Raw genomic sequence first — 19,780 nt, forward strand, 5'->3', positions numbered from 1 at the left:
CACGTTGAACCGGATCGGCATCTGCTGCGCTCGGCCGTCAAAGCCGGTTATTTGCGAATGGACCGCCGAATACGACGGGCTGCCGATGGGCAGGTCGTGTTCATCAGTCGAATTTGACCAGGTCTTTGAAGATCAGATGGCCCCAGCTGTTTCCGCGCGCCTGCACGAGCAGTCCACCTTCCGACAGCCCGCCAAGTTTGATCGGCGAGAAACCCAGATTGTCCGCGAGCGTACCAATCTCCGCTGCGGCGGCGTCATCGTCGCTCGCCAGGAACACAACTCTTCTGCCACCATGCACGGACGGATCCTGGTCAAGGGTGGCAGCGATCAAATGGTTGAAGCCCTTGACCAGTTTTGCACCTGAGAAGGCCTGCTCAATGAACTTGGAAGAAGGCTGTCCTCCCAGTTCCTCAGGGGACACGCCGTAGGCATTGGTCACATCGACGATGGTCTTCCCCTGCCAGGTGGGGAGCGCTTTCGCGACATCCAGGTACGACTCGAAACGGACAGCCAAAAAGATGATGTCCGCCTCAACCGCGTCCGTCAGCTTTTTGGGGATGATCGTAGGTCCGATCGCGCCCGCATCGGCTGCAAAGCTTTCCGGGTCGCGCGTGGTTGCGACGGATACTTCGATGCCCTTGCGGGCAAACGCCTTGGCCAGGGCCTTGCCGAAGCCGATAATTGCATAGGTCATATTTATTCTCCTTTGTTTTACCACGCCCAGTCGGGCTCCGAATATCGAATGGAGCCCGCTCAGGCGTGGTGCGTCAGAGTTGAGCTAGGCCGCCATCGACGGCGACCTCGCTGGCGGTCATGAAGCTGCTGTCCGACGACGCGAGGAAGGCAGCCACGGCTCCGATCTCCGCCGGATCGGCCATGCGCTGGAGCGGTGTCATCGCGCCGTAGGCTTTCTGGCCCTCCTCGCCCAGCGCCTCTTTCGCGAGTTCGGTCGCCGTCGCCCCGGGTGACAGCACGTTGACCCGGATGCCGGTGCCCTTCAGGTCCTCTGCCCAGGTCCGCGCAAGATTGCGCACTGCTGCCTTGCTCGCGCTGTAGGCAGTAAATCCCGGGGCTCCCGTGGTGCCGGCGCTCGACCCGGTCAGGATGATCGAACCGCCTTTACCCATCAGCGGCAACGCCTTCTGGATCGTGAAGATCGTACCCTTCACATTGGTGTCGAAGGTTTCATCAATGTGCTCGGCGGTGATCTTGCCGAGCGGAAGCGGGCCACCCGCCCCGGCATTGGCGAAAACGATGTCCAGCGTTCCGCGCTCGGCCTTCACCGCCGCGTAGAGTTGGTTGAGGTCGGCCTCATCCGAGACCGAGCCCTTCACCGCCCGGGCATTGGGCCCGAGCTCGATGAGTGCCGCGTCGAGCGCATCCTGCCGGCGGCCGAAGATGAAGACGAAAGCGCCCTCCTCGATGAAACGCTTTGCAGCGGCGAGGCCTATGCCGGTGGCGCCACCGGTGATCACGGCGGTCTTTCCATTCAGTCTGGTCATATTGTGTATCCTTCGTTTCGCTATCTCGGGTCTTTGGCTGTACGGGAGTCTTCCCGAGAAGCTCAATATGGCCCTCCCGAAGTCAGCCAGACAGTGAGCAATCGCGCACATCGGTGGTGCGAAAACGATCCATACCGATAATCAACGCCGCGATGTTCGTGCAAACTCCGGCTCTGTATGTTAGAAGAAGCTTTGGAAGCCGCCGCACTGCGCGGCGCGGGAATGCACCATGATCGACTGGGATGACGTTCGCTACTTTCTCGCCGCTGCGCAAGGAGGCTCAGTGCGGGCCGCCGCCAAACGTCTCGGAGTGAACCACGCGACCGTGCTGCGACGCATCGCCCAGCTTGAGGACCGTCTCGGGACACAGATGTTCGAAAAGCTGCCTTCAGGCTACCGCCTGACAGCTGCGGGCGAGGAGGTCCTCGAGTTCGCGGACCAGATGCAAGCGTCGTCGCACCAGTTGGAAACGCGCGTCTTGGGGCGCGATCAAAGCGTGCGCGGACTTCTGCGGGTGACGCTGCCGGCGCCCCTCGCAGCACACCTGCTAATGCCGGACTTCGCGGATTTCGTACGCCTGCATCCGGGCATCGAGATGGAAATCTTGTCGTCCGGCGAACTCGCAAATCTGACCAACCGAGAGGCCGACGTGGCGATCCGTGTCGTCTATGACCGCGAAGCCCTGCCGCTCAATCTTCACGGTCTGAAGGGACCGGAGCTGTACGGCGGCTTCTATATGGCCGGCGATCGACTAGCCGAGTGGCAGGGGGGCGGGCCGGATCCTAGGTGGGTCGCCATAAGTGGTCATGGAGTACCGGACTGGACCCGCGAGGGAGAACTTCTCACGACCGGGACACCGTTCCGGACTATGGATTTCGAAGCGCAGATCGCGGCGGTCCGGCAAGGTATCGGCATCACGACGCTCCCGTGTTTCGTCGGAGATACCGATCCCTTATTGGAGAGGGTGCCAGGTACCAAGCTACACCTGTATGGACCGATCTGGGTTCTCACACAGGGGGAGACACGCAAGACGAAGCGCGTGCGGCTCTTCACCGAGTTCGTATCCCACAGACTCGCCGCCTACGCTCCACTTTTAGCGGGGCTGTCCATATCGCGCGACTGACACGCAGTAGATCGCGGCGACGCTTGCCGGGTCTTGCTCGTTTAGGGGAAGATTGAGGGTAAATGCGGGAACGTCGGCTTCTGTCGCAAACCGGCGTACAACGGTGCAAGCGGGAATGGCTGCAAAGTCCAAGCTGAAGACGTGAGTGTGTACCGCTTCTCAGGCCGCATGCGGAACGGCCGGTCAGGACCGCCGTGCACACTCCTGACTGACGTCAACGGGGCTCGAAGCGGACCCGCCTTTGTGCACGCTATGCTACGCCAGAGCACTCCCGCCAATGGAAGCGGCTTTACACCATCCTGAAGCGGGCGCAGATCGATCCCGTAGGAAAGAAATGGAGTAGGCGATTCAATGGAAATGAAAGACGGACGGGAGCGGCAATTAAGCGAAGGCGAAAACCACCGTCGAAACTACGCTATTGCCGCCGTTGGTATCCGTCACTCCCACTCTAGTATTTTTTTTCGCTCTAAGTATCTGATTTGTTTACGAAAAATAAAATTGTCGAGTGATTATACCGTGAAAGGTACCGTCCAAAACCTAGCCTTTTGATTTTGCTGGGTTTTCAGGGGCGCACCTAGCTGAAAAAATTCTGTGAACTATCGGCATCTATCGGCCGCTTCACAGTGAGGCATAGACCGCAGCTGTCGAATCCGACGCGCCGATAAAGTACCGTCAAAACCGGCAAAATCAATCCTCCACCTCGATCGTGGATCGTTGGGAAGGCGGGCTGGGATCGAGCACATTACATGGACGACAGAGGTTGAGAGGGTGAAGACAGTTTCTCGGGAAGAGCTTTACGAGCAGGTTTGGTCCAAACCCATGACCAAAGTTGCAGCAGACTATGGCGTTACGGGTACGGCGTTGAAGAAGACCTGTGATCGCCACCACATTCCGACACCGGAACGTGGATACTGGGCAAAGCTGGAATACGGCAAGCGGGTCAGCAAGGAAGTGCTGCCGCCACTGACCGAACCAAATTTGGCTACGATCAGGATATCAGGAAGTTCCGACCAGCATTTGTCTCCGTCGGTCCGCGAAGCCAAGGAAAAAGCAAGAGACAGGCTCCACAAGCACGCTGCGGCTAAGCAGCTTATGGTCCCCGCATCAGAATTGGCGCCGAGCATCGTTGAACCGCTATATCTAGCTGCCACGAGGCGCACGATTTCAAAAGCGCGTCCTGATAGCCAAGGTTTCGCCGCGGCCCGCTCGAAAGGCGCTGTCCCGCTCAAAATTGCTCCTGCTTCCATTGAACGGGGAATTCGGGTTCTAAGCCAGTTGTTCGCTCTTGCGGAAACCCAAGGCCATTTGCCCAGGGCAACCGAAGGTGGGTTGGTGCTCTTCGTTGAGAATGAAGCAATTGCGTTCGGCCTAGAGGAACAGCCCGAGAAAACTCTGCATCAACCAACACCAGCCGAGTTGAAGCAGCGTGATGAAAGGATGCGCTGGGGCTACAGCACCGACCCCTGGCCCAAATACGACCACGTTCCGTCCGGTCGGCTCGCTATCGTTATTCACACCAACCCGTATTCAGGTCTTCGCCGCATTTACTCCGACGGAAAGACGCAAGCCCTGGAAAGCATGCTGCCGGACATATTGGCAGGTTTCGTCGTGCACGCCGCGTACATTGGTGAGCGCAGGAGAGAATCCGACGAGCGGGAGCGCCGCCACCGAGACGCCGAAGTTCGACGCCAACGCGAAGAGGAGTTCAATAGTCGCGAGAAGCGCCGCATGGAGTTTGTGGATGCGGTCCATGAACAACTGACCCAATGGGACAAATTGAACGCAGTGCTCCGTCATCTCGAAAAAGCGACGTCCGAGGATGCTGCAAGAGTGACCACAATGAAGACTTGGGTCCGGCAGCGTCTGAAACAGATCGACGCCCTGATCAGTCCCCATTTCCTCGACATTTCGGCGAGATCGTCGAAAGTCGATTTCGCTGAGCCAGATCCTGAAGAGGAAGCGGAACGGGGCCGCTTTTACTATTCTTCCCCCGTCACCCTTCAACTCTGGTCTATCGACGACGCAAAGGGGCTGGCCACCTCGTGCTCGCCGCTGGAGTGGACAGACGCCTTGGCCTTGCCGATTGAGGAAGCCGAGAGAGATTAGACCTCTCAGACGGGCTGATACCAGACCGCGGTTTCAGCGATCAGAATCCGAGGATTTGTATCAAGGTGCGAAATACGCAACCTCTTCGATGCGCGCGACTTCCTGGCGAACGGAGCATCGACGACGCGCTGCGGGAAACCTTTCTCATCTACCTCATCAGCCACGACTGACCTCTTGCCGAGGTGTTGGCCGTGCCCCGCAAAACATATCAAAACTGAGTTCGTACGCGGCTTCGTCGGCATGACGCGGCAAGGTGCGCGAGCGGAATGCACTTCTCTCTCGCTACGAACTGAGTGTGACGCTCTTCTGATGGCTGCATGTAGAGAATGTGGAGCGGCAAGCTTTCCCCTGCGTACCGCAGTTCCTTCTTGAGCTGCGTCAGCGGATCGCCCGCCGGCCCGACAATGAGAATATCAATATCCTGGCCAACACCCTGCAGGGTCGAGCCGAACATGTACGCATCGTAATGCACCAGCGAGACGCAAGTATTCAAAAGATGGACAGCGATCTCGCTCGCCGTCATCAGGCTTTGCTCAGGCGATCCTTCAACTCGTCCCATTTCATTACCTCGCACCCCAGCTCTCGCCCCGCCTCATTCGCTTCGGGCTGCGGTGTGCCATTGGGATTGATGTTCCATACGATGTCGACTGGGCCAAAACGGTCCCATAGAGAGCGAACTTCGTTCGCCGTCGGTTCATAGTCTGCAATCATGCCGATCCGTAACGTTGCGCCACCCCGCAAGGTGATGCGGTGGATGCGGTCGAACTCTCTATCAACCTTCTCCACCCGCCCATATTGCCGCAGAAGCCGATCCGAGAACTTGTAGACCTTGTGCGGCGCCGAGTTAGCATTCCCGTCCAGCGCCGCTGAACCGAGTGTACCGAAGCTTCCCCAGCCTATACGGTTTTCTTCGAGATACTGGATTGCCTCCCCCTCCCAGACACACTCTGCGCGATAGCCGCATAGGAAATCGAGGCCCTCGACCTGTTCCCGGTATCGCGCTGCCGTCGCCTGATCGACCGTCTCGACGGACGTAATTGCCGCAAGTACGTCGGGTCGATCCCGCGTCATGATCCGTATGATGTCACCGCCAACATGTTCCGCGCTCGACTGCCTCTCTTTTGCGAAAGAGGCGAGCGCGTATTTGATCTGCCAGTTCACGTGAAGATGCCCTCCATCAAATCCGGGAAGCGAATGGCGCGGCCGGCGACCCCGCATACGTGACGCTCCGACAGGCCGCGCACATGCTCCTGATACTCAGCGAAGGTGCGCCGCTCATCAGCGGTGGCGAGGCCCAGATTGGCCTCGATGATTGCCAAGGTGCGGTAGTGGTTGGGCAGGATCACGCTTCTCATCCGATGGTCCCAGGCCGCCGCAGTGCCGGATTCCGGATCATATTCGAAGCCCGAGCCTTCCTCGGGTGCGAACTTCTCCCAGATTGCTCGGTTCTCAGCCATGATGCCTGCGACTGCGGCTCGTACCTGTTCCCGATTGTCGTAGGCTTTGATCCCTTGCTTGAGCGCCAGTCGTCCGAGATGATTGGCTTTCCAATCAAGCAGAATATTGCGTGGGTAAGCCTCGGGATCCTTGTCTATCGTCGTATGGCAGGTCGGACACAACAAGATCAGATTTTCGAACGTATCAGGGTCGAAGTCTTCTGCCGGTCGATCTTCATGGCGGGGTCCCGCGTCACCATGCGGGATGACGTGGGCCATTTCAGCGATGTGTTTGTCGCCACCCATTTCAGCGGGAAAGAGTGCATCAAGACAGTCCGGTTTCTGACAATACCCCGATGCAGCCGCGAAGAGGCGCAGTCGTGTTGCAGTTGATATCGCCTTACGATCTGCCATCAAATCTCCAGTCTTCCTTCGCCCCGTTCGAGAACGTCAGCGTTCGAACCGCATTAAATGCGCAGTTTTCGGATCGTAAACATGGCCCGTGATCGTGCCATCCTTGATGCGACCTACGGCCTCATCAATGGCGAATAGAGGAACCAGGAACCACTCCTTGGGCACGATCGGCTGGCCGAAACGATCCTTGATCTCGACATCCAAGCGAGCGGCGCCAAAGACCTTGTGGATCAACGTTTCGAGCTTGGCGCGGTTGATGTTGTAGAGTTCGTAAGTCGCGACGATCTCGACGTCGGCCATGAGGTAGGTTGGATCAAGCCGAGCGTTAGCGATACGCCGGTCGACGCTACCGCCCGTCACGCCGATCTTATGCAGGATTTCGCGGTTGGCTGCGACCAAGGGGTGGTCGGACTTGCTCCGCAACACATAGATTGTGCCACTGGCCTGATCACCATCGCCAGTCCGGTCGTCGAATAACGGGCCGGCGCTGGGCTCGGTAACACGTCGACCAGCCTCGTCCTTGTAAAGGGCGCGCTGCAGTGATCGCAGTAGCAGGTCGCTCTCGGTGCCATTGGAATAGATCACTCGGAGCCGCGCGTCGGTTTCTCCGTTGGGTGCCTTTATCGGCTCTCCAATCTCCGCCACATAAGCGGTCTGGCCGCCAAGGATGAAGAATTGCCCGGCCTGAATGTCGGCTTTCAGGAAACCCGCATCCTTGACGAAGGGTCTTGTGGTCCGACGCCCGCTCTCAAGATCGGCCAGCACCTGTTGGAATAGTGGTCTGAATTTCTCGAAATCCAAGCACTTCTCGCGGTTCGCGATTTCTTCGGCCTCGCGCTTCTCCGCACTGGTGCGCACATGGCGCAGCTTGGTGATGTCGGATGAGCCGGCCGCGCCCTCCAGTTCGGCGAGCAGCTCATCCTCATTCATCGAGTCCGCGGGCGGGCCAGACGCCATGGGCGCATCTGTAAGCAGTCCCTGATGATCAAACTGTGTGAGAAGGGACCGGCATTCTTCCAGAGCGCGCAGTCGGTCTAGCCGAACGGCGTAGAGCCGTTCGAATATATCGCCATGCTCGCCGTGGCGCGGAGCGTGGCCGATTTTCTGGACAAAGCGCTGAATCTCCTCAAAGCCCGCGATGATGCGCTCCTCCCGGGGCGAACGACCGCCCTTCTTTTCCGGGTGCGCGAAATCGTCGAGCTCCGAACGCAGTTCATCAAGGTCAAGATCACTCATAGCGGCCCTCATCCTTAAAGCGGACGAAGGCGGCCGCGCCTTCTGCTAGGTGTTTTTCCCAAGCATCAGCCGAGCTGATTGACGGCAGGCGCCCCCGTTCCCGCTTGAACTCAACGGCGCGCTTGGCGATCACCTTCGCCTCTTCCGGCGTCAGGCTGGTGCGCTTGGCGGCAATCGCCGCGGCGACCTGCTTAAGACTTTCCTCGCTCATCGTCTTGGCGAGGATCGCATACGCTTCGCCGAAGGGATTGACCCGGTCAATCAAGTCGATATCCAACTCACGCACGTCCATGGCGAACTTTCGCACGCCATCGACAAAAGCGGTATTCGCACTCTCCTCGCCGAGCGAGCTGCCCGCCGCTACCTCTTTCGCCTTCTGGGTCAGATTCAACGCCGCCACAGCATGCTGACGTACGGCCTCCTGATCTTCTGCGTCGAGATGAGGGAACTTGTCCTTGATGATCTTACCCATGCGCACCTGGGTCAGTTCTTCGGGGACGAGTTCCTCGTCGAAGAGGCCGCGCTCGATCGTTGTCTTATCCTGCACGAACGCCGCGATCACCTCGTTCAGGTCCTCCTGGCAGATACGCGTCGCTTCCTCGCTCTTCGGTGTGGCAAGGCCTTTGATCTCGATCTGGAACTTACCGGATGCCTCGTTGAAGCCGACGTTGCACTTATTCGGATCGTAGCCGCCCTCGCCATAATCAAAACCCGGCGTCGGCTCATTTTGCGGATTCTTAGGCTTGAACTCGAAGCGCGGCGCCAACACCTGCTCCATTAGCAGGCTCGCCGCGATCGCTTTCAACGTGTCGTTCACTGCTTCGGTGACGATGTCGTCGGCGGCGGCAGGCTCGGCGATCAGGTTTGAGAAGCGGGCGCGGGTCTTACCCGGTGCATCACGGGTGGCGCGACCGATGATCTGCACGATCTCGGTCAGGCTGGAGCGATAGCCAACTGTGAGCGCGTGCTCGCACCAGATCCAGTCGAAGCCTTCCTTCGCCATGCCGAGGGCGATGATGATGTCGACATGATCGCGGTTGTTCTTCTGCGCCGGGTCTTTCAGCGCGGCGGACACGCGGTCGCGCTTGGCTGGATCGTCATCTACCAGATCGGCAATGCGCAGAAACCTGCCCTCTGCCGTCCTGACCAACTGAAAGCCGGTGGCGGGATCGGTTCCCTGCCAGGCGCCCAGCTCTTCGATGATGTGCTCGACTTCCTTGATCTTGTCCTTCGTGCTCTCGCGCGAATTGACGTTCGGGATGTGGATGATCGTCTTCTCGGCCGGGTTCAGCACATTCAGGATGTCGTCGGCATAGGAATCTGAGTAGAAGAAATAGCCGATGTCGAGCTGCTTCAGATACTGATAGCCGTTGAGCTGCTCGTAATAGGTGTAGGTGACGCTCTCGAACTTGCCTTCGTCCTGCGGCGCCAGAACTGCCTCGGCGTCGCCCCGGAAATAGGAACCGGTCATCGCCACGACATGAACGCGGTCGCGCGCGATGAACTCGCCCAGATGCAGACCGAGCTTGTTGTCGGGATTGGCCGAGACATGATGAAATTCATCCACCGCGATCAGCCGGTCATCGAAGGCTTCGAAGCCGAACTTATCGACGGCGAAGCGGAAGGTCGCATGGGTGCAGACCAGCACCTTGTCGCCGCTTTCGAGGAAAGCGCCGAGCGCATTGACCTTGCCGCCATTGTCATTGCCCGGCGCGTCGCAGAGGTTCCATTTCGGCTCGACATGCCAGTCGGCCCAGAATCCGTGATTACTCAACGGCTCGTCATGAAAGCTGGAGCCGATGGATTTTTCCGGCACGACGATGATGGCTTGCTTCACGCCCTGGTTGGTGAGCTTGTCGAGCGCGATGAACATCAGCGCGCGGCTTTTGCCCGAGGCCGGCGGCGACTTGATCAGCAGATATTGCTCGCCCCGTTTCTCGAAGGCGCGTTCCTGCATCGGCCGCATGCCGAACTCATTGGCCTTGGTCGAGCTGCCGTTGGTGGCGTAGCGAACCGAGACGGAGGGGACGGACTTGGTTTCTTGAGTCATTTTCTTTCCCCCGCCACACTCGCAAGCGCCGCCTTGAGCACCTGGAAGCAGACTTTCGCCGTATGTTGATCCGGCGTGAAACCGGAGACCATTTGTTCATATGGATGGATGTAGTTGCGGAAATCGCGCAGACCGTGACTGAATTTCTTCACGTCCGGCTTCAGCAGCCCAGCCTCGCAAGCAACATCAATGAACTGTGCGAGACTCCATTCGTGGAACCGCTTTACGCTACCGTCGCCAGCTTTCGGACTGGCCGAAGCCCGGTTGAAGCGCGCAGGCTCTTTCTGCGCAGCCCCCAGCAGGACAGCTTCCAACACGCTGCCGCACAGGAAGATGGTGGAAAGATATGCGCCCGCGCCCATTGCAGCGCGCGCTTCGCTCAATCTGCTTTCGATGATCGGCACGGCCATCGCCTCGATAGGCAACTTTTGGATGTTGGGGATCGAAAACTCGCTGTGCAGAAAATCGTCGATAGTCTGCACCGGCTTTGAAGGCCCAGGTTTGCCCGAGAGGCGCATGACGATGGCGCGAGATTTTTCGAGAACGGCCGCATCAGCATCGCAGTTGTTCAGGCTGCAGTCGGCCTCATAGGCTTCCAGCAACTCTTCCAGCACCTTTGCAACCAGGGCATCAGGCTCTTGCTCCCAGAACGCCCGCATCTTCTTGGCCTTGGAGGTGCCGTAGGTCTGATACTTCTGCCCGTGGATGTTGACCTTATGGCGGTTGAAAAACTCGCCAAACGTCGCATCGGAATAATCCAGCACGTAGCCGCTCTGCATCCCGAGCAGCTTTTCAAAATAGCGCTTTTCGATATCGGTGAGGCTGCTCATGCCGCGCCCACCTTTCGCTTCTTTCCGGCGCCCGCTACGGCGCTCATCTTGGTGTAAAGCTCGAACAGCTTTTCGAGCCGTTCAGTATCATTCTTGAATCGTCGTCCAATATAGATGCGCTCCAGCACCTCATCGTTACGCTCATGGGCTGCGCGGAGGTCATCGGGCATGGCGTCGGGATCGTAGAGGTCCGCGATGGTAGCAGGGAAATGGGCCTCGCGCGTCAGGAGGATGTCCTCAGCGCAGCGTGTCAGATCGGCCCTGTTCTTCTCGGTCAGAGTAGGCACAGGGAAGGTGTTCCACCCAAGTGTAGTGGAGTACCTGAAGTCCGTTTTCAGTCGGCCGCACACGGTTGCGATCCAGACTCTGTGGAGCGTTGATGAGATGATGCCAAGTTGCCAAATGCTTGGAGCATAAATGGCAAAAGCGGCGTCGGAAATCACTGTGGATTCCGTGAATAAATCGGCCGGCAAAAATTCACGAGATTCCGACGATGTTTTTGCGACCGCAATAGATAATCCGGGTTTGTGTGCCCTTTGCGCAAATTTGTGAGGGATGCTCGCGTATCCTTGCGTTGTCTTTGCCGAAGACGCAGCCCTGAATGAACGAACATCGGAGATGCGTGCTGCAATCCCTCGAACAGAAATTGCAGTGTTAAGATCGGAGTCCTCTATCCACAGACACTTTCGGCCTCTATGGCCGGTCAGTTCTTGCGAACCAACAAAGTTACGAATGAATATTTCGGCACGGGAGTCCTCTTGAACTACAGCTTTGGCTTCATCAGAGGAGAAAAGGAGATTGCCATCATCTCGAGGCATGCTGCCGGAGACCATTCTTCCAAAGCCCAGACTGAGAGGAGCGGAATGAGCTTTGACGTAAATCTCGTCGCCGGCTACTAAGTAAGGCGAGATGCACTGAACATCTCTTCTCGTATCTCCGTCATATAGAGCCGCTGACTTGGGTTTACCTTGGCAAACCCCAATGATAATGCATGTAACAGCAGCATTATTCGAAGCATTGTTTCTCCACTTGAAGCTTCGGTGAGCGAAATAGATATGGCAGTCCATGCCATATAGTCGCGACCAAAGGTGCGCTACTTGTTCTCCTTCGCTTATCGAGCTCGTTGATACAAATGCAAAGCGCGCCTGACATTTGCTTATGAATTCCGCTGCTTTGATAAACCAGCCGACGACGTAGTCGCAGTCCTTAAAATCGTTGTGGCCTTCGAAGAGCAGAGACATATCTTCTTTTTGAGAAGCTGTCTGTTTGCGAGCGCCCTTAAACTGCGGATTGCCGCAAATGTATGTCTCGCCGCCCTCGTTCTCGAAGTCTATCTGCGCCTGATCGAGCGGCGTGTGGAACAGGTCATCGGCCCGGTACTTCACGCCTTTCCTATCAACATCCATCAAGCTGAGCCAATCTAGCCGCAGCGCATTGCCGCAGGTGATCCAGTTCTGCGCATCCAGCGGGAGGAAGTCGCGGAGCGCTTCCTTCTGGCCGCGATATAGCACGTCGCATTGATATTCCGCGATAATGAGCGCCAGCCGCGCGATCTCGGCCGGGAAGTCGCGCAGTTCGATCCCCCGAAAGTTCGTGAGCGGAATTTCCGTACGCCGGTCAGCTTCGTCGCGACGTCGATTGATTTCCGCTTCGATGGCCCGCATTTCCTTATAGGCTATGACAAGGAAGTTCCCCGATCCGCAGGCCGGATCGAACACGCGGATTTTCGACATACGTTTCCGCAGGTTGAGCAACATGCGCGCATTGTCACCAGCCTCTTCCAGCTTCTCTCGCAGATCGCCGAGGAACAGCGGATTCAGCACCTTCAGGATGTTCGGCACGCTGGTGTAGTGCATGCCGAGTGCGCCGCGCTCATCGTCGTCGGCCACGGCCTGGATCATCGACCCGAAAATATCCGGGTTGATCTTCTTCCAATCGAGGCTGCCGATGTGCAGCAGGTAGGATCGGGCGATACGGCTGAAGCGCGGCACATCTGCGCTGCCGGAGAACAGCCCGCCGTTTACATAGTGAAAGCCATCCGCCCAACGCGGGATGCCGGCGGCCGCGCGCTCCTCCGCCTTGGTGTTCATGGCCCGAAACAGCGTGCTGATCACCTCATGCGTGTTCGCAGAGTCCTTCGCGCTCATGGTCTCGACGGCCGATGTGAAGGCGCGGCTACCGTTGAAGATCTCGGTATCCTCCGCGAAGAAGCAGAAGATCAGCCGCGCCATGAAGTGGTTCATGTCGTGTCGGCGCTGCGCGGTGCCCCACTCGGGATTGTCCTTCAGCAGCTCGAGGTAGAGCCGGTTTAGACGGCTCGTCGCGCGAATGTCGAACGAACTTTCACGGACCTGCTTGACCGTGGTGATGCCGGCCAGTGGCAGGAAGAAGCCGAAGTGGTTCGGGAAATCCGCATAGGTGCAGGAGACCGGCGCATCGTCGATCGTGAGGTCTTCGGCTTCGAACAGCTCGCCGTCGGTCGCCAGCACGAAGCGCGCCTTCGCCCGCGCCGTAGCCGGGCTCGCCTTCAACGCTTCCAGCGTGCGCGTGACCTCACCCGGCTTGCAGGTAGCGATGTGAATGTTGTTGGTCTGAAGCACGCCGCCCAGATCGGACTTGTTTGATTCGCCCTTACGCAGGCGCTTGAGGGTGGTCTCCTTGTTCCCGAAGGCCTCGAGGAACGCGTAGGGAAACTCTTCGGCGTCGAACGGCCGCTCCGCGAGCACCGAGATGGCTTCTTCGATTTCAACCGCGTTCATGAGCGCCCTGACTGTCGTCCGGGGTACCAGCAAACGGTTGGACATCGATGCCCTCGGCCTTCTGCATCGCCTCGGCCAGCTCGTAATCGAGTTGACGCATCAACCACTCGCGGGCCGGCAACCCGAAAGCCTTCTCTAGCCGGATCGCCATTTCAGGCGAGATGCCCGACCGCGCGTTCAACAGGTTGCTGAGGGTCTGCCGATCCACGCCGAGAACGCGTGCTGCGTCGGTCACGCTTAGCCCGTGCTTTTCGAGGCATTCCTGCCGAACCACTGATCCTGGATGCATCGCCAATCGACTCGCTCAAACCCTACCGCGGAACCTTATAGTGATAATCGACACTCGACAATCGCTCGTGCGGCATTCGGATCATTCTGTCCACGCAATATTCGCAGTGACCGAGGCGCTCAGCGGGGTGAGCGCATCCACCTTTGCCTAACGACCTCTCGGCAGATCATCCAGGCAGGGCCGGCAACCGCGACGCCGCTGCTACCACATAGAATCCGTGACAGATGCAATCATGGTTCGCCGACGCTGATCCAACGGCCCACGACAACAATACCGCGCACGCGGGGCTTCGAGGGCCGCAATCTGCATATTAACCCAGCAGTTGAACACGTAGTTTTTTCGTGGTGGTCTAATGTCGCCAGATCGATTGGACGACTTCCGCGCTTTTTGAGCTAAATCAGACCGTGACACTTCCTCTCGATAGTGCAGCGCGTCACTGCGAAACCCCGCGGCGGCCTGCCCCTTCTGCGGGGAGCTCCCGCCACCTCCTGTCGAGGATTAGCGAGAAACGTACTCCATCAAGACACACGATCTTGAAAAGTCGGGTGTAATCACGTACATCTTGAATATGTACGATTTACGAGGAAGACGGAGATGCCCCAAGCTGCCGTGGATGACAATAAGCGCATGAATTTGCGGGTTTCGTCGGAAACGAAGGCCAAGCTCGTGCGCGCGGCTGCGCTGCGCAACACCGACCTGACCAACTTCGTAACCCAGACCGCCTTACGCGAAGCCGAAGCCGTTATCGAGGCGGCCGAGGTCGTTCGCCTGACCGCGCGCGATCATGCACGCGTGCTCGAACTGCTGGAAAATCCGCCCAAGCCCAACGCGAAGTTGCGGGCGGCGATAGCGGCGTTGCCCCAAACTCTATGACGCTGCCCGCCTGGAGAGAGGAAGCAATCGCGAAATCGCATGGGCGCCAGTCCTTCGACTGCGGCGATCCGGCGATGAACGATTTCTTCCGACGCTACGCCCGTCAAAGCCACGAACAGAACGCCTCGAAGACCTTCTGTGCGATCGACGCCTCTACGCCCAACCGCGTGCTGGGATTCTACACTGTCGCCCCCTCCTCCGTGGCACACACGGGTGTGCCGGCGTCGATGACGAAGGGGCTGGCCCAGCATGAAGTTTCTGGATTCAAGCTCGCCCGGATTGCAACGGATGTCTCCGTAGCAGGCCATGGATTGGGCGGTCAGCTCCTCGCGGCCGCGGCGCTTCGCTGCCTACGGATCGCATCCGAGGCCGGCGGCGTGCTGCTGATTATCGACGCGAAGGGCGAACGCGCAGCCCAATGGTATGCCAGCTACGGAGCTGAGCGGCTGGAAAACCAGCCCCTCACGCTTGTCATGCCGCTCGCCACTTTCGCCGCCGACCTCAAGACTAAAGGCCTTCTCTGACGGTCGTTCGCAGTTTCTTTCTTTCAGGGTTTGCTAGTGCGACTGACAGTTCTTCATCCAGAATTAAAGCCTCTTATCGCAGAATTCGCGGGCGGTTTGATGCCCATCCGATTGGGTGAAGACACGGCGCTGTCGCTGGTTATCAAAACGCAGAAAGAGGCGATTCTAGCCGCCAAGATGAACGGCTCCTTCGCCTTCTACCTGCCTGCACTTCAATCCTCGACGGTCACTACAACGTCGCTCATCACCGCTTTCTTCGATGATGATGACGAGCCGCTTATCATCAGATCGCCGCTGTTTGGCGATGATGGCTTCTCCCAAGGCATTCTCGAGATCCTCAAGTACGACGAAGTCGATGTCTATTTTTTCGATGAGCAGGATTACGAGTGGATGAGCTTCAGGACGGCCCTGGAGGACAATGGGAGCTGCCTTATCGGCGCCGAGCATATTCACCTGCTTGGCTATCACCCCGAGACAGTGAAGAGCATCCATAGTGTCTTGGGCGATTGGTTCGGAAATCGAACGCCGCAAGACGACGAGAGCGCGATCCGGGCGATATTCAAGGAGGAGCTATCGCCGAACGATATATTTGTCCTCGACATGACGCCCGAGGTGAACGCTTATCAGGGCGGCTCAGGATACCGTCGCGACACTCTCACAAGAACCGAACCCGGCTATTATCAGGAGCGAGATATTTCAGCCTGTTTGCTGCGTGCTTTCGAGCCGCAACAGATTATGATGAATCCGAGACGCAAGGACACCTTCAAGGAGATACTGGACCACCTTGTTCTCACCGGCGAACTGGCAATCCTGATTCAGGCCAAAGACAGCCCGACAACTGAGGCCGGGATTAGCCGCACTCTGGAGCGCAAGCGGCGCTCCACACATAGCCAGATTGATGACGCCATAAGACAAATTAACGGGGCCGCTCGTTATCTACAGCGCGAGCCAACTGCCACGCTCGTTGTTGGCGGCAAGGACATAGAAATATCGCTAGAGCAGCGACGTGTCATCGGACTAGCCATCGTCAAAGAATTGTTTGACGATGAGGGCGAAGCCTATGCGGCCGCCTGCAAAAAGCTCGCCGGTCTAAGCGGGGGCGGCATGGTGATGGACTACAATTCCTTTCACGCCTTTACGCATCGATTCAATACGGAGACGGAGTTCATCCGCGCCCTGGAAACGCTGATCGAGCAGATGAGCACGAATGGCTGGATTAAGGTCAAGGACGAGGTATTCGACGGAGTTCTGGACTGGTTGGAGGAGCTAAGAACACCCCCCGGCAGTTAAATGTGTAATAGCGGCGTCGGATGGGTATGCGACACTAACAAGGTTAAACTCTCCGTGGCGCGGCTCAGGGCGACATAGAGCTTAGCCCGAGCTGCCTTCGTATCGCTGAAATGCTGCCGGTCGCACGCCGCCACCACGACATGCGGAAACTCCAAACCTTTAGCCTTATGTATGGTGCTGACCGCTTTGGAAGGAATGGCCGCACGACTATGCGCCCGGCGTCGTGCGATCTCCGCAAGCCCTTCGTCAGGAGAAGCATAGCGTCCAAGTTGAATCGCGTCGTTATACTCACGGGAATGGTCGATCTTGATAGCAGCGAATGCCTCGTCGTCCTTGGTGAGTGCGCGCAGCGTCGCGAGAAAACGCCCGACGCCTTGATGGTCGGGCTGTTCCAAGATGATGCGTCCAAGGGATTGAAGAATGGCAGGCTTTTTTGTGCGCCGCTTGGTGCAACCCTGTTCAATCTCGTCCAGTAGCAGACGGCTGTATCCGGTTGGAGAAAATCCGGTCGCCACGCCGCTAACGAAATCAACCGCGATCTTGCCAATTTCGAGCGGATTGCCGTTGTGAATGCGTAAGCCATTGCACAACCCGTCAAGCGCCTCGCGTGTATGGCCTTCCCATATCGGGATCGATCGATTGAAGAATGCCCGGAGCGACGATACCGTCGTATTATGTGCCGCAACGACTAAAACCGAGTTGAGCGGTCGCATCAGCTGGGTTAATGGCGTGCGATGCTGCGCGGCAAGTTGATATTGTCCTGGGGCACGGGCAACGTTGTCAGCGCGGATAACGCGAAGACCATTTGGCAAGGCACCGCGTAAATCGACTTGGCCGCCATCACGCAGCGTTGCTCGGGCAGTTAAAACCCACGCACCAAGTGCCGGGTTGGTATTTGCCCAACGGTGCGGCGTGTCCAACTCCTCGAATTCGTTCGCCTGTTCTTTGAGGTCCGTCCATCGCTTGATCTCGGCTGCAATGGCCGTCGCATTCCGGCCGCCGAATATCCGCTGCATGGGATCAGCAAAAATGCGCAGGTAAACGCCCGCCTTATGAAGGGCGAGAATGATCTGGTCTTGGGCTGCGGTTGCGTCTTGGTGTTCGTCGCAAATGATAAGCGGATATCGCCGAGCTAACGCGCTGGCGATCAGCGGCTTTTTGTCGAGCAGGTGCGCGACCTTTATGGCCACTCGATTATATCCGTCTTCATTGGTGCGCGACCAGGCGCTGACGTCCGCTGGAAGATCGAGACGTCCATGATAAGCAGACGCTATCTGGCCGATCAAACTATCGAGGGTGCGGATTTCTACCCTGGTGCGCGACGACGCAGTTCGCGCCGCGAACACGTCGCAGGCTGCGTGCGTATGGGTCAGGATCAGGATACGGCTTTCGATAATTTCGGCAGCATCTGCGGCATATTGCGCGCCTTGGTGGGTTTTGCCACATCCGCCAGGCGCTTCGATCACGACGAGCGAAGCCCCTGACCTTAGCGCTGCTGCAACCGATTCATCACTCATCAGGCAGTTCCGCTATGACCGGCAAATCAACCGACTGCCGGATAGCGTTCACGAACGGCAAAAGCTGGCCTTCGAGCGTGGGCCAGATGCCAAATGCGAGCATTTTTGATCCAAGCTCGAATCCGCCTCCTACCGTTTTGAACCACGTCTTCCCGTGACTTTTGAGCGCCTTCTTTTGATCTTCCGGCGTGCCCGCCGGCACGGAACCGGTAGCCGCTGCAATGATGAGCTTTCGCACATTCTCAGGACTGCCGGCCGCAGCAAGGATCGCGGCGTAGGATTTCTCCTCAATCTTCAAGCGCAATGCCAAGGTGCGCAGCCGCTCCCCAGAGTCCCCATCGGGATCTGCGATGAACTTCTCCAGATCGTTATCGGCGACATGCTCGATGACGTTTTCCTCAAGGCACCCTTTGGGCCATCGCAACAGCAGGCCGCCCAATGCCGTTTTAAGGGTGGCCCATCGTTCTGGCGCGCGCCCCTCATCGTCAGCAAAGCCTGAGAATTTCAAGCCGCTCTTAGCGAGGCTTTCCAGCAATTGGAGCGTTGGGTCATTGCCGCCGCCATCCGTCACCCAAATGCCGTACTCCAGCGGCGTGCTCGACACCGCCTTCAAGATAAGAAATTTTACGAAACCGACCTCCGTTGCGCCCTCGGCCACGATGGCGATCCGCGACAGAAAGGCCTCCGGGTCTTTCATCATATGAGGCGAAGTAGCGTCAGCCAATTTGCCTATCTTCCGCTCGCCGCTGAGATACCAAATGCTCGCGCTGGTCGCGGCTTTGATAGCAGCGACGCTATGGGTGGTGATGAAGGCTTGCGTCGGCGCAGCCATCAACTCTTTTACCAGAACACGCTGGCGATAAGGCTCAAGACCTCGTTCAACTTCGTCGACGATAGTGATTGGCTGTTCATTTTGGTTCGATGATGCAATCTCCAGAGCGGCAAGTCGTCGAGTTCCAGAACCCCAACTGCTCAAAGGTAGCCGGACGTCATGCTTTTCGGCTGTAAGACCAATTAGTGCATTGAGCGAGAACCCTTGTCCGCCAACGAGGCCAAGCCCCAGATTTATGGGCAATGCTTGCTTGCCGAATTGCGTGTCCAGATCGGATAGTTTCTTCTTTGAAGAATCGCCGAGCTTTTCTTCGACATTTTTTTCGCCAATTTCCTTGGCGAGTTTCGCGCGCAAAGACTTGTCGGAAAGCAGTCGGTCGAGAGCAGAACCCTGGATGAGGCGCAAATCTCGATCGTTGCGATCATCTCCCCCGAGCTTCACAAGACCGATCTTACGGCGCACGGAAACCGAAAAATGATCGAACTCACCGTTCGGCTGGCATATCTCATAGGCAAGGTCGCAGTCGGGCGTTCCGCGAACACGAACGACATAAACCTCTTCTTTTCTATCGGTTTCTTCGTCGTCAGGATTGGGCACTACCGGTTTGTTTCCGTCCCATTCCCATGGCCAACTCGGTTTCTTCTGTTCATTGATTCCCGTGTCGGGTGGCAGCTTCAGCACCGCTTCAATGATAAACTCGCCTTCCGGCGCACGCTTCCAATAGTCAGCATCGGAAATGACAACGGAATTTGCTGGGCTGAGCAACAAGCCGACGGCATCGAGGATCGTCGTCTTTCCGTTGTCTCCACCGCCTATGATAACATTCACATGAGGATCGGGAAGCCAGTTAAACGATTCGAGCCCGCGGTATCGCTCGATACGCAGGCGCAAGATCATCGGCACCGCCGGCTTTGCCTCAACCACTTTCTCTTCCCCCATGCGCCCCTCTGACTGAGAACAGAATCAAACTCCCAGACATGCGTTGTGAATAACCTTAAA

Annotated in this window: 18 protein-coding genes; 5 read left to right on the forward strand and 13 right to left on the reverse strand. The window is 57.7% G+C overall.

The window, feature by feature from the left end:
• Positions 1–103: 103 nt before the first annotated feature.
• Together DUT91_RS03065 and DUT91_RS03070 are read right to left on the reverse strand one after the other, a co-directional pair.
• Positions 104–694, reverse strand: a complete 591-nt coding sequence (locus DUT91_RS03065) for an NADPH-dependent F420 reductase (RefSeq protein WP_114438851.1) — start codon at positions 692–694, stop codon at positions 104–106.
• Positions 695–767: 73 nt separating this feature from the next.
• Positions 768–1,502, reverse strand: coding sequence for an SDR family NAD(P)-dependent oxidoreductase (locus DUT91_RS03070; protein WP_114438852.1), 735 nt, complete (start codon positions 1,500–1,502; stop codon positions 768–770).
• Positions 1,503–1,731: 229 nt separating this feature from the next.
• On the opposite strand from DUT91_RS03070, the gene DUT91_RS03075 reads away from it, so the two are divergent.
• Complete coding sequence (locus DUT91_RS03075) at positions 1,732–2,625, forward strand: LysR family transcriptional regulator (RefSeq protein ID WP_114438853.1); 894 nt, start codon at positions 1,732–1,734, stop codon at positions 2,623–2,625.
• Between the two features lie 768 nt (positions 2,626–3,393).
• Positions 3,394–4,731, forward strand: a complete 1,338-nt coding sequence (locus DUT91_RS03080; RefSeq protein WP_147272144.1) for a hypothetical protein — start codon at positions 3,394–3,396, stop codon at positions 4,729–4,731.
• Positions 4,732–4,736: 5 nt separating this feature from the next.
• Here DUT91_RS03080 and DUT91_RS25730 read toward each other — a convergent pair whose 3' ends face one another.
• The 9 genes from DUT91_RS25730 to DUT91_RS03120 are packed head-to-tail and all read right to left on the reverse strand — an operon-like array spanning position 4,737 to position 13,745.
• On the reverse strand, positions 4,737–4,895 hold the full coding sequence (locus tag DUT91_RS25730) for a hypothetical protein (protein ID WP_160113620.1): 159 nt from the start codon (positions 4,893–4,895) through the stop codon (positions 4,737–4,739).
• A gap of 44 nt (positions 4,896–4,939) precedes the next feature.
• On the reverse strand, positions 4,940–5,254 hold the full coding sequence (locus DUT91_RS03085; protein ID WP_114438855.1) for a nucleotidyltransferase domain-containing protein: 315 nt from the start codon (positions 5,252–5,254) through the stop codon (positions 4,940–4,942).
• Entirely contained in the window at positions 5,254–5,892 is a 639-nt protein-coding gene (locus tag DUT91_RS26110) for a hypothetical protein (protein WP_200834879.1), read from the reverse strand. The genes DUT91_RS03085 and DUT91_RS26110 overlap by 1 nt, the downstream gene beginning before the upstream one ends.
• Entirely contained in the window at positions 5,889–6,581 is a 693-nt protein-coding gene (locus DUT91_RS03095; protein ID WP_114438856.1) for an HNH endonuclease, read from the reverse strand. Before DUT91_RS03095 ends, DUT91_RS26110 begins: the two co-directional genes overlap by 4 nt.
• Before the next feature lie 36 nt (positions 6,582–6,617).
• The gene (locus tag DUT91_RS03100; RefSeq protein ID WP_114438857.1) at positions 6,618–7,817 is read right to left on the reverse strand and encodes a GIY-YIG nuclease family protein; all 1,200 of its coding nucleotides are present in this window, start codon (positions 7,815–7,817) and stop codon (positions 6,618–6,620) included.
• The gene (locus DUT91_RS03105) at positions 7,810–9,867 is read right to left on the reverse strand and encodes a DEAD/DEAH box helicase (RefSeq protein WP_114438858.1); all 2,058 of its coding nucleotides are present in this window, start codon (positions 9,865–9,867) and stop codon (positions 7,810–7,812) included. Before DUT91_RS03105 ends, DUT91_RS03100 begins: the two co-directional genes overlap by 8 nt.
• Positions 9,864–10,697, reverse strand: coding sequence for a hypothetical protein (locus DUT91_RS03110; protein WP_114438859.1), 834 nt, complete (start codon positions 10,695–10,697; stop codon positions 9,864–9,866). The genes DUT91_RS03105 and DUT91_RS03110 overlap by 4 nt, the downstream gene beginning before the upstream one ends.
• Complete coding sequence (locus DUT91_RS03115; protein WP_114438860.1) at positions 10,694–13,456, reverse strand: class I SAM-dependent DNA methyltransferase; 2,763 nt, start codon at positions 13,454–13,456, stop codon at positions 10,694–10,696. The genes DUT91_RS03110 and DUT91_RS03115 overlap by 4 nt, the downstream gene beginning before the upstream one ends.
• Positions 13,443–13,745: a HigA family addiction module antitoxin gene (locus DUT91_RS03120; protein ID WP_114438861.1), complete on the reverse strand. Its 303-nt coding sequence runs from the start codon at positions 13,743–13,745 to the stop codon at positions 13,443–13,445. The genes DUT91_RS03115 and DUT91_RS03120 overlap by 14 nt, the downstream gene beginning before the upstream one ends.
• 594 nt (positions 13,746–14,339) lie before the next feature.
• Here DUT91_RS03120 and DUT91_RS03125 point away from each other — a divergent pair.
• The 3 genes from DUT91_RS03125 to DUT91_RS03135 are packed head-to-tail and all read left to right on the forward strand — an operon-like array spanning position 14,340 to position 16,432.
• On the forward strand, positions 14,340–14,618 hold the full coding sequence (locus DUT91_RS03125; RefSeq protein ID WP_114438862.1) for a type II toxin-antitoxin system TacA family antitoxin: 279 nt from the start codon (positions 14,340–14,342) through the stop codon (positions 14,616–14,618).
• Complete coding sequence (locus tag DUT91_RS03130; RefSeq protein ID WP_114438863.1) at positions 14,615–15,142, forward strand: GNAT family N-acetyltransferase; 528 nt, start codon at positions 14,615–14,617, stop codon at positions 15,140–15,142. The genes DUT91_RS03125 and DUT91_RS03130 overlap by 4 nt, the downstream gene beginning before the upstream one ends.
• Positions 15,143–15,178: 36 nt before the next feature.
• Positions 15,179–16,432 (forward strand): hypothetical protein, encoded by a 1,254-nt coding sequence (locus DUT91_RS03135; RefSeq protein WP_200834880.1) that lies wholly within the window; start codon positions 15,179–15,181, stop codon positions 16,430–16,432.
• Here the strand turns inward: DUT91_RS03135 and DUT91_RS03140 are convergent.
• The gene (locus tag DUT91_RS03140; protein ID WP_114438865.1) at positions 16,429–17,949 is read right to left on the reverse strand and encodes a UvrD-helicase domain-containing protein; all 1,521 of its coding nucleotides are present in this window, start codon (positions 17,947–17,949) and stop codon (positions 16,429–16,431) included. The genes DUT91_RS03135 and DUT91_RS03140 overlap by 4 nt on opposite strands.
• The gene (locus DUT91_RS03145) at positions 17,942–19,720 is read right to left on the reverse strand and encodes an ATP-dependent nuclease (protein ID WP_114438866.1); all 1,779 of its coding nucleotides are present in this window, start codon (positions 19,718–19,720) and stop codon (positions 17,942–17,944) included. Before DUT91_RS03145 ends, DUT91_RS03140 begins: the two co-directional genes overlap by 8 nt.
• Positions 19,721–19,780 lie beyond the last annotated feature (60 nt).

The organism is Paramesorhizobium salinisoli (genome assembly GCF_003335045.1).
In the GTDB taxonomy this organism is placed as follows: domain Bacteria; phylum Pseudomonadota; class Alphaproteobacteria; order Rhizobiales; family Rhizobiaceae; genus Paramesorhizobium; species Paramesorhizobium salinisoli.

Excerpts from the sequence above, each read along its gene's own strand:
- DUT91_RS03065 (WP_114438851.1), bottom strand. The coding sequence starts at position 694 with ATGACCTATGCAATTATCGGCTTCGGCAAGGCCCTGGCCAAGGCGTTT.
- DUT91_RS03075 (WP_114438853.1), top strand. The coding sequence starts at position 1,732 with ATGATCGACTGGGATGACGTTCGCTACTTTCTCGCCGCTGCGCAAGGA.
- DUT91_RS03115 (WP_114438860.1), bottom strand. The coding sequence starts at position 13,456 with ATGAACGCGGTTGAAATCGAAGAAGCCATCTCGGTGCTCGCGGAGCGG.
- DUT91_RS03145 (WP_114438866.1), bottom strand. The coding sequence starts at position 19,720 with ATGGGGGAAGAGAAAGTGGTTGAGGCAAAGCCGGCGGTGCCGATGATC.
- DUT91_RS03140 (WP_114438865.1), bottom strand. The coding sequence starts at position 17,949 with ATGAGTGATGAATCGGTTGCAGCAGCGCTAAGGTCAGGGGCTTCGCTC.
- DUT91_RS03125 (WP_114438862.1), top strand. The coding sequence starts at position 14,340 with ATGCCCCAAGCTGCCGTGGATGACAATAAGCGCATGAATTTGCGGGTT.
- DUT91_RS03070 (WP_114438852.1), bottom strand. The coding sequence starts at position 1,502 with ATGACCAGACTGAATGGAAAGACCGCCGTGATCACCGGTGGCGCCACC.
- DUT91_RS03105 (WP_114438858.1), bottom strand. The coding sequence starts at position 9,867 with ATGACTCAAGAAACCAAGTCCGTCCCCTCCGTCTCGGTTCGCTACGCC.
- DUT91_RS03100 (WP_114438857.1), bottom strand. The coding sequence starts at position 7,817 with ATGAGTGATCTTGACCTTGATGAACTGCGTTCGGAGCTCGACGATTTC.
- DUT91_RS03095 (WP_114438856.1), bottom strand. The coding sequence starts at position 6,581 with ATGGCAGATCGTAAGGCGATATCAACTGCAACACGACTGCGCCTCTTC.
- DUT91_RS03120 (WP_114438861.1), bottom strand. The coding sequence starts at position 13,745 with ATGCATCCAGGATCAGTGGTTCGGCAGGAATGCCTCGAAAAGCACGGG.
- DUT91_RS03110 (WP_114438859.1), bottom strand. The coding sequence starts at position 10,697 with ATGAGCAGCCTCACCGATATCGAAAAGCGCTATTTTGAAAAGCTGCTC.
- DUT91_RS03085 (WP_114438855.1), bottom strand. The coding sequence starts at position 5,254 with ATGACGGCGAGCGAGATCGCTGTCCATCTTTTGAATACTTGCGTCTCG.
- DUT91_RS03130 (WP_114438863.1), top strand. The coding sequence starts at position 14,615 with ATGACGCTGCCCGCCTGGAGAGAGGAAGCAATCGCGAAATCGCATGGG.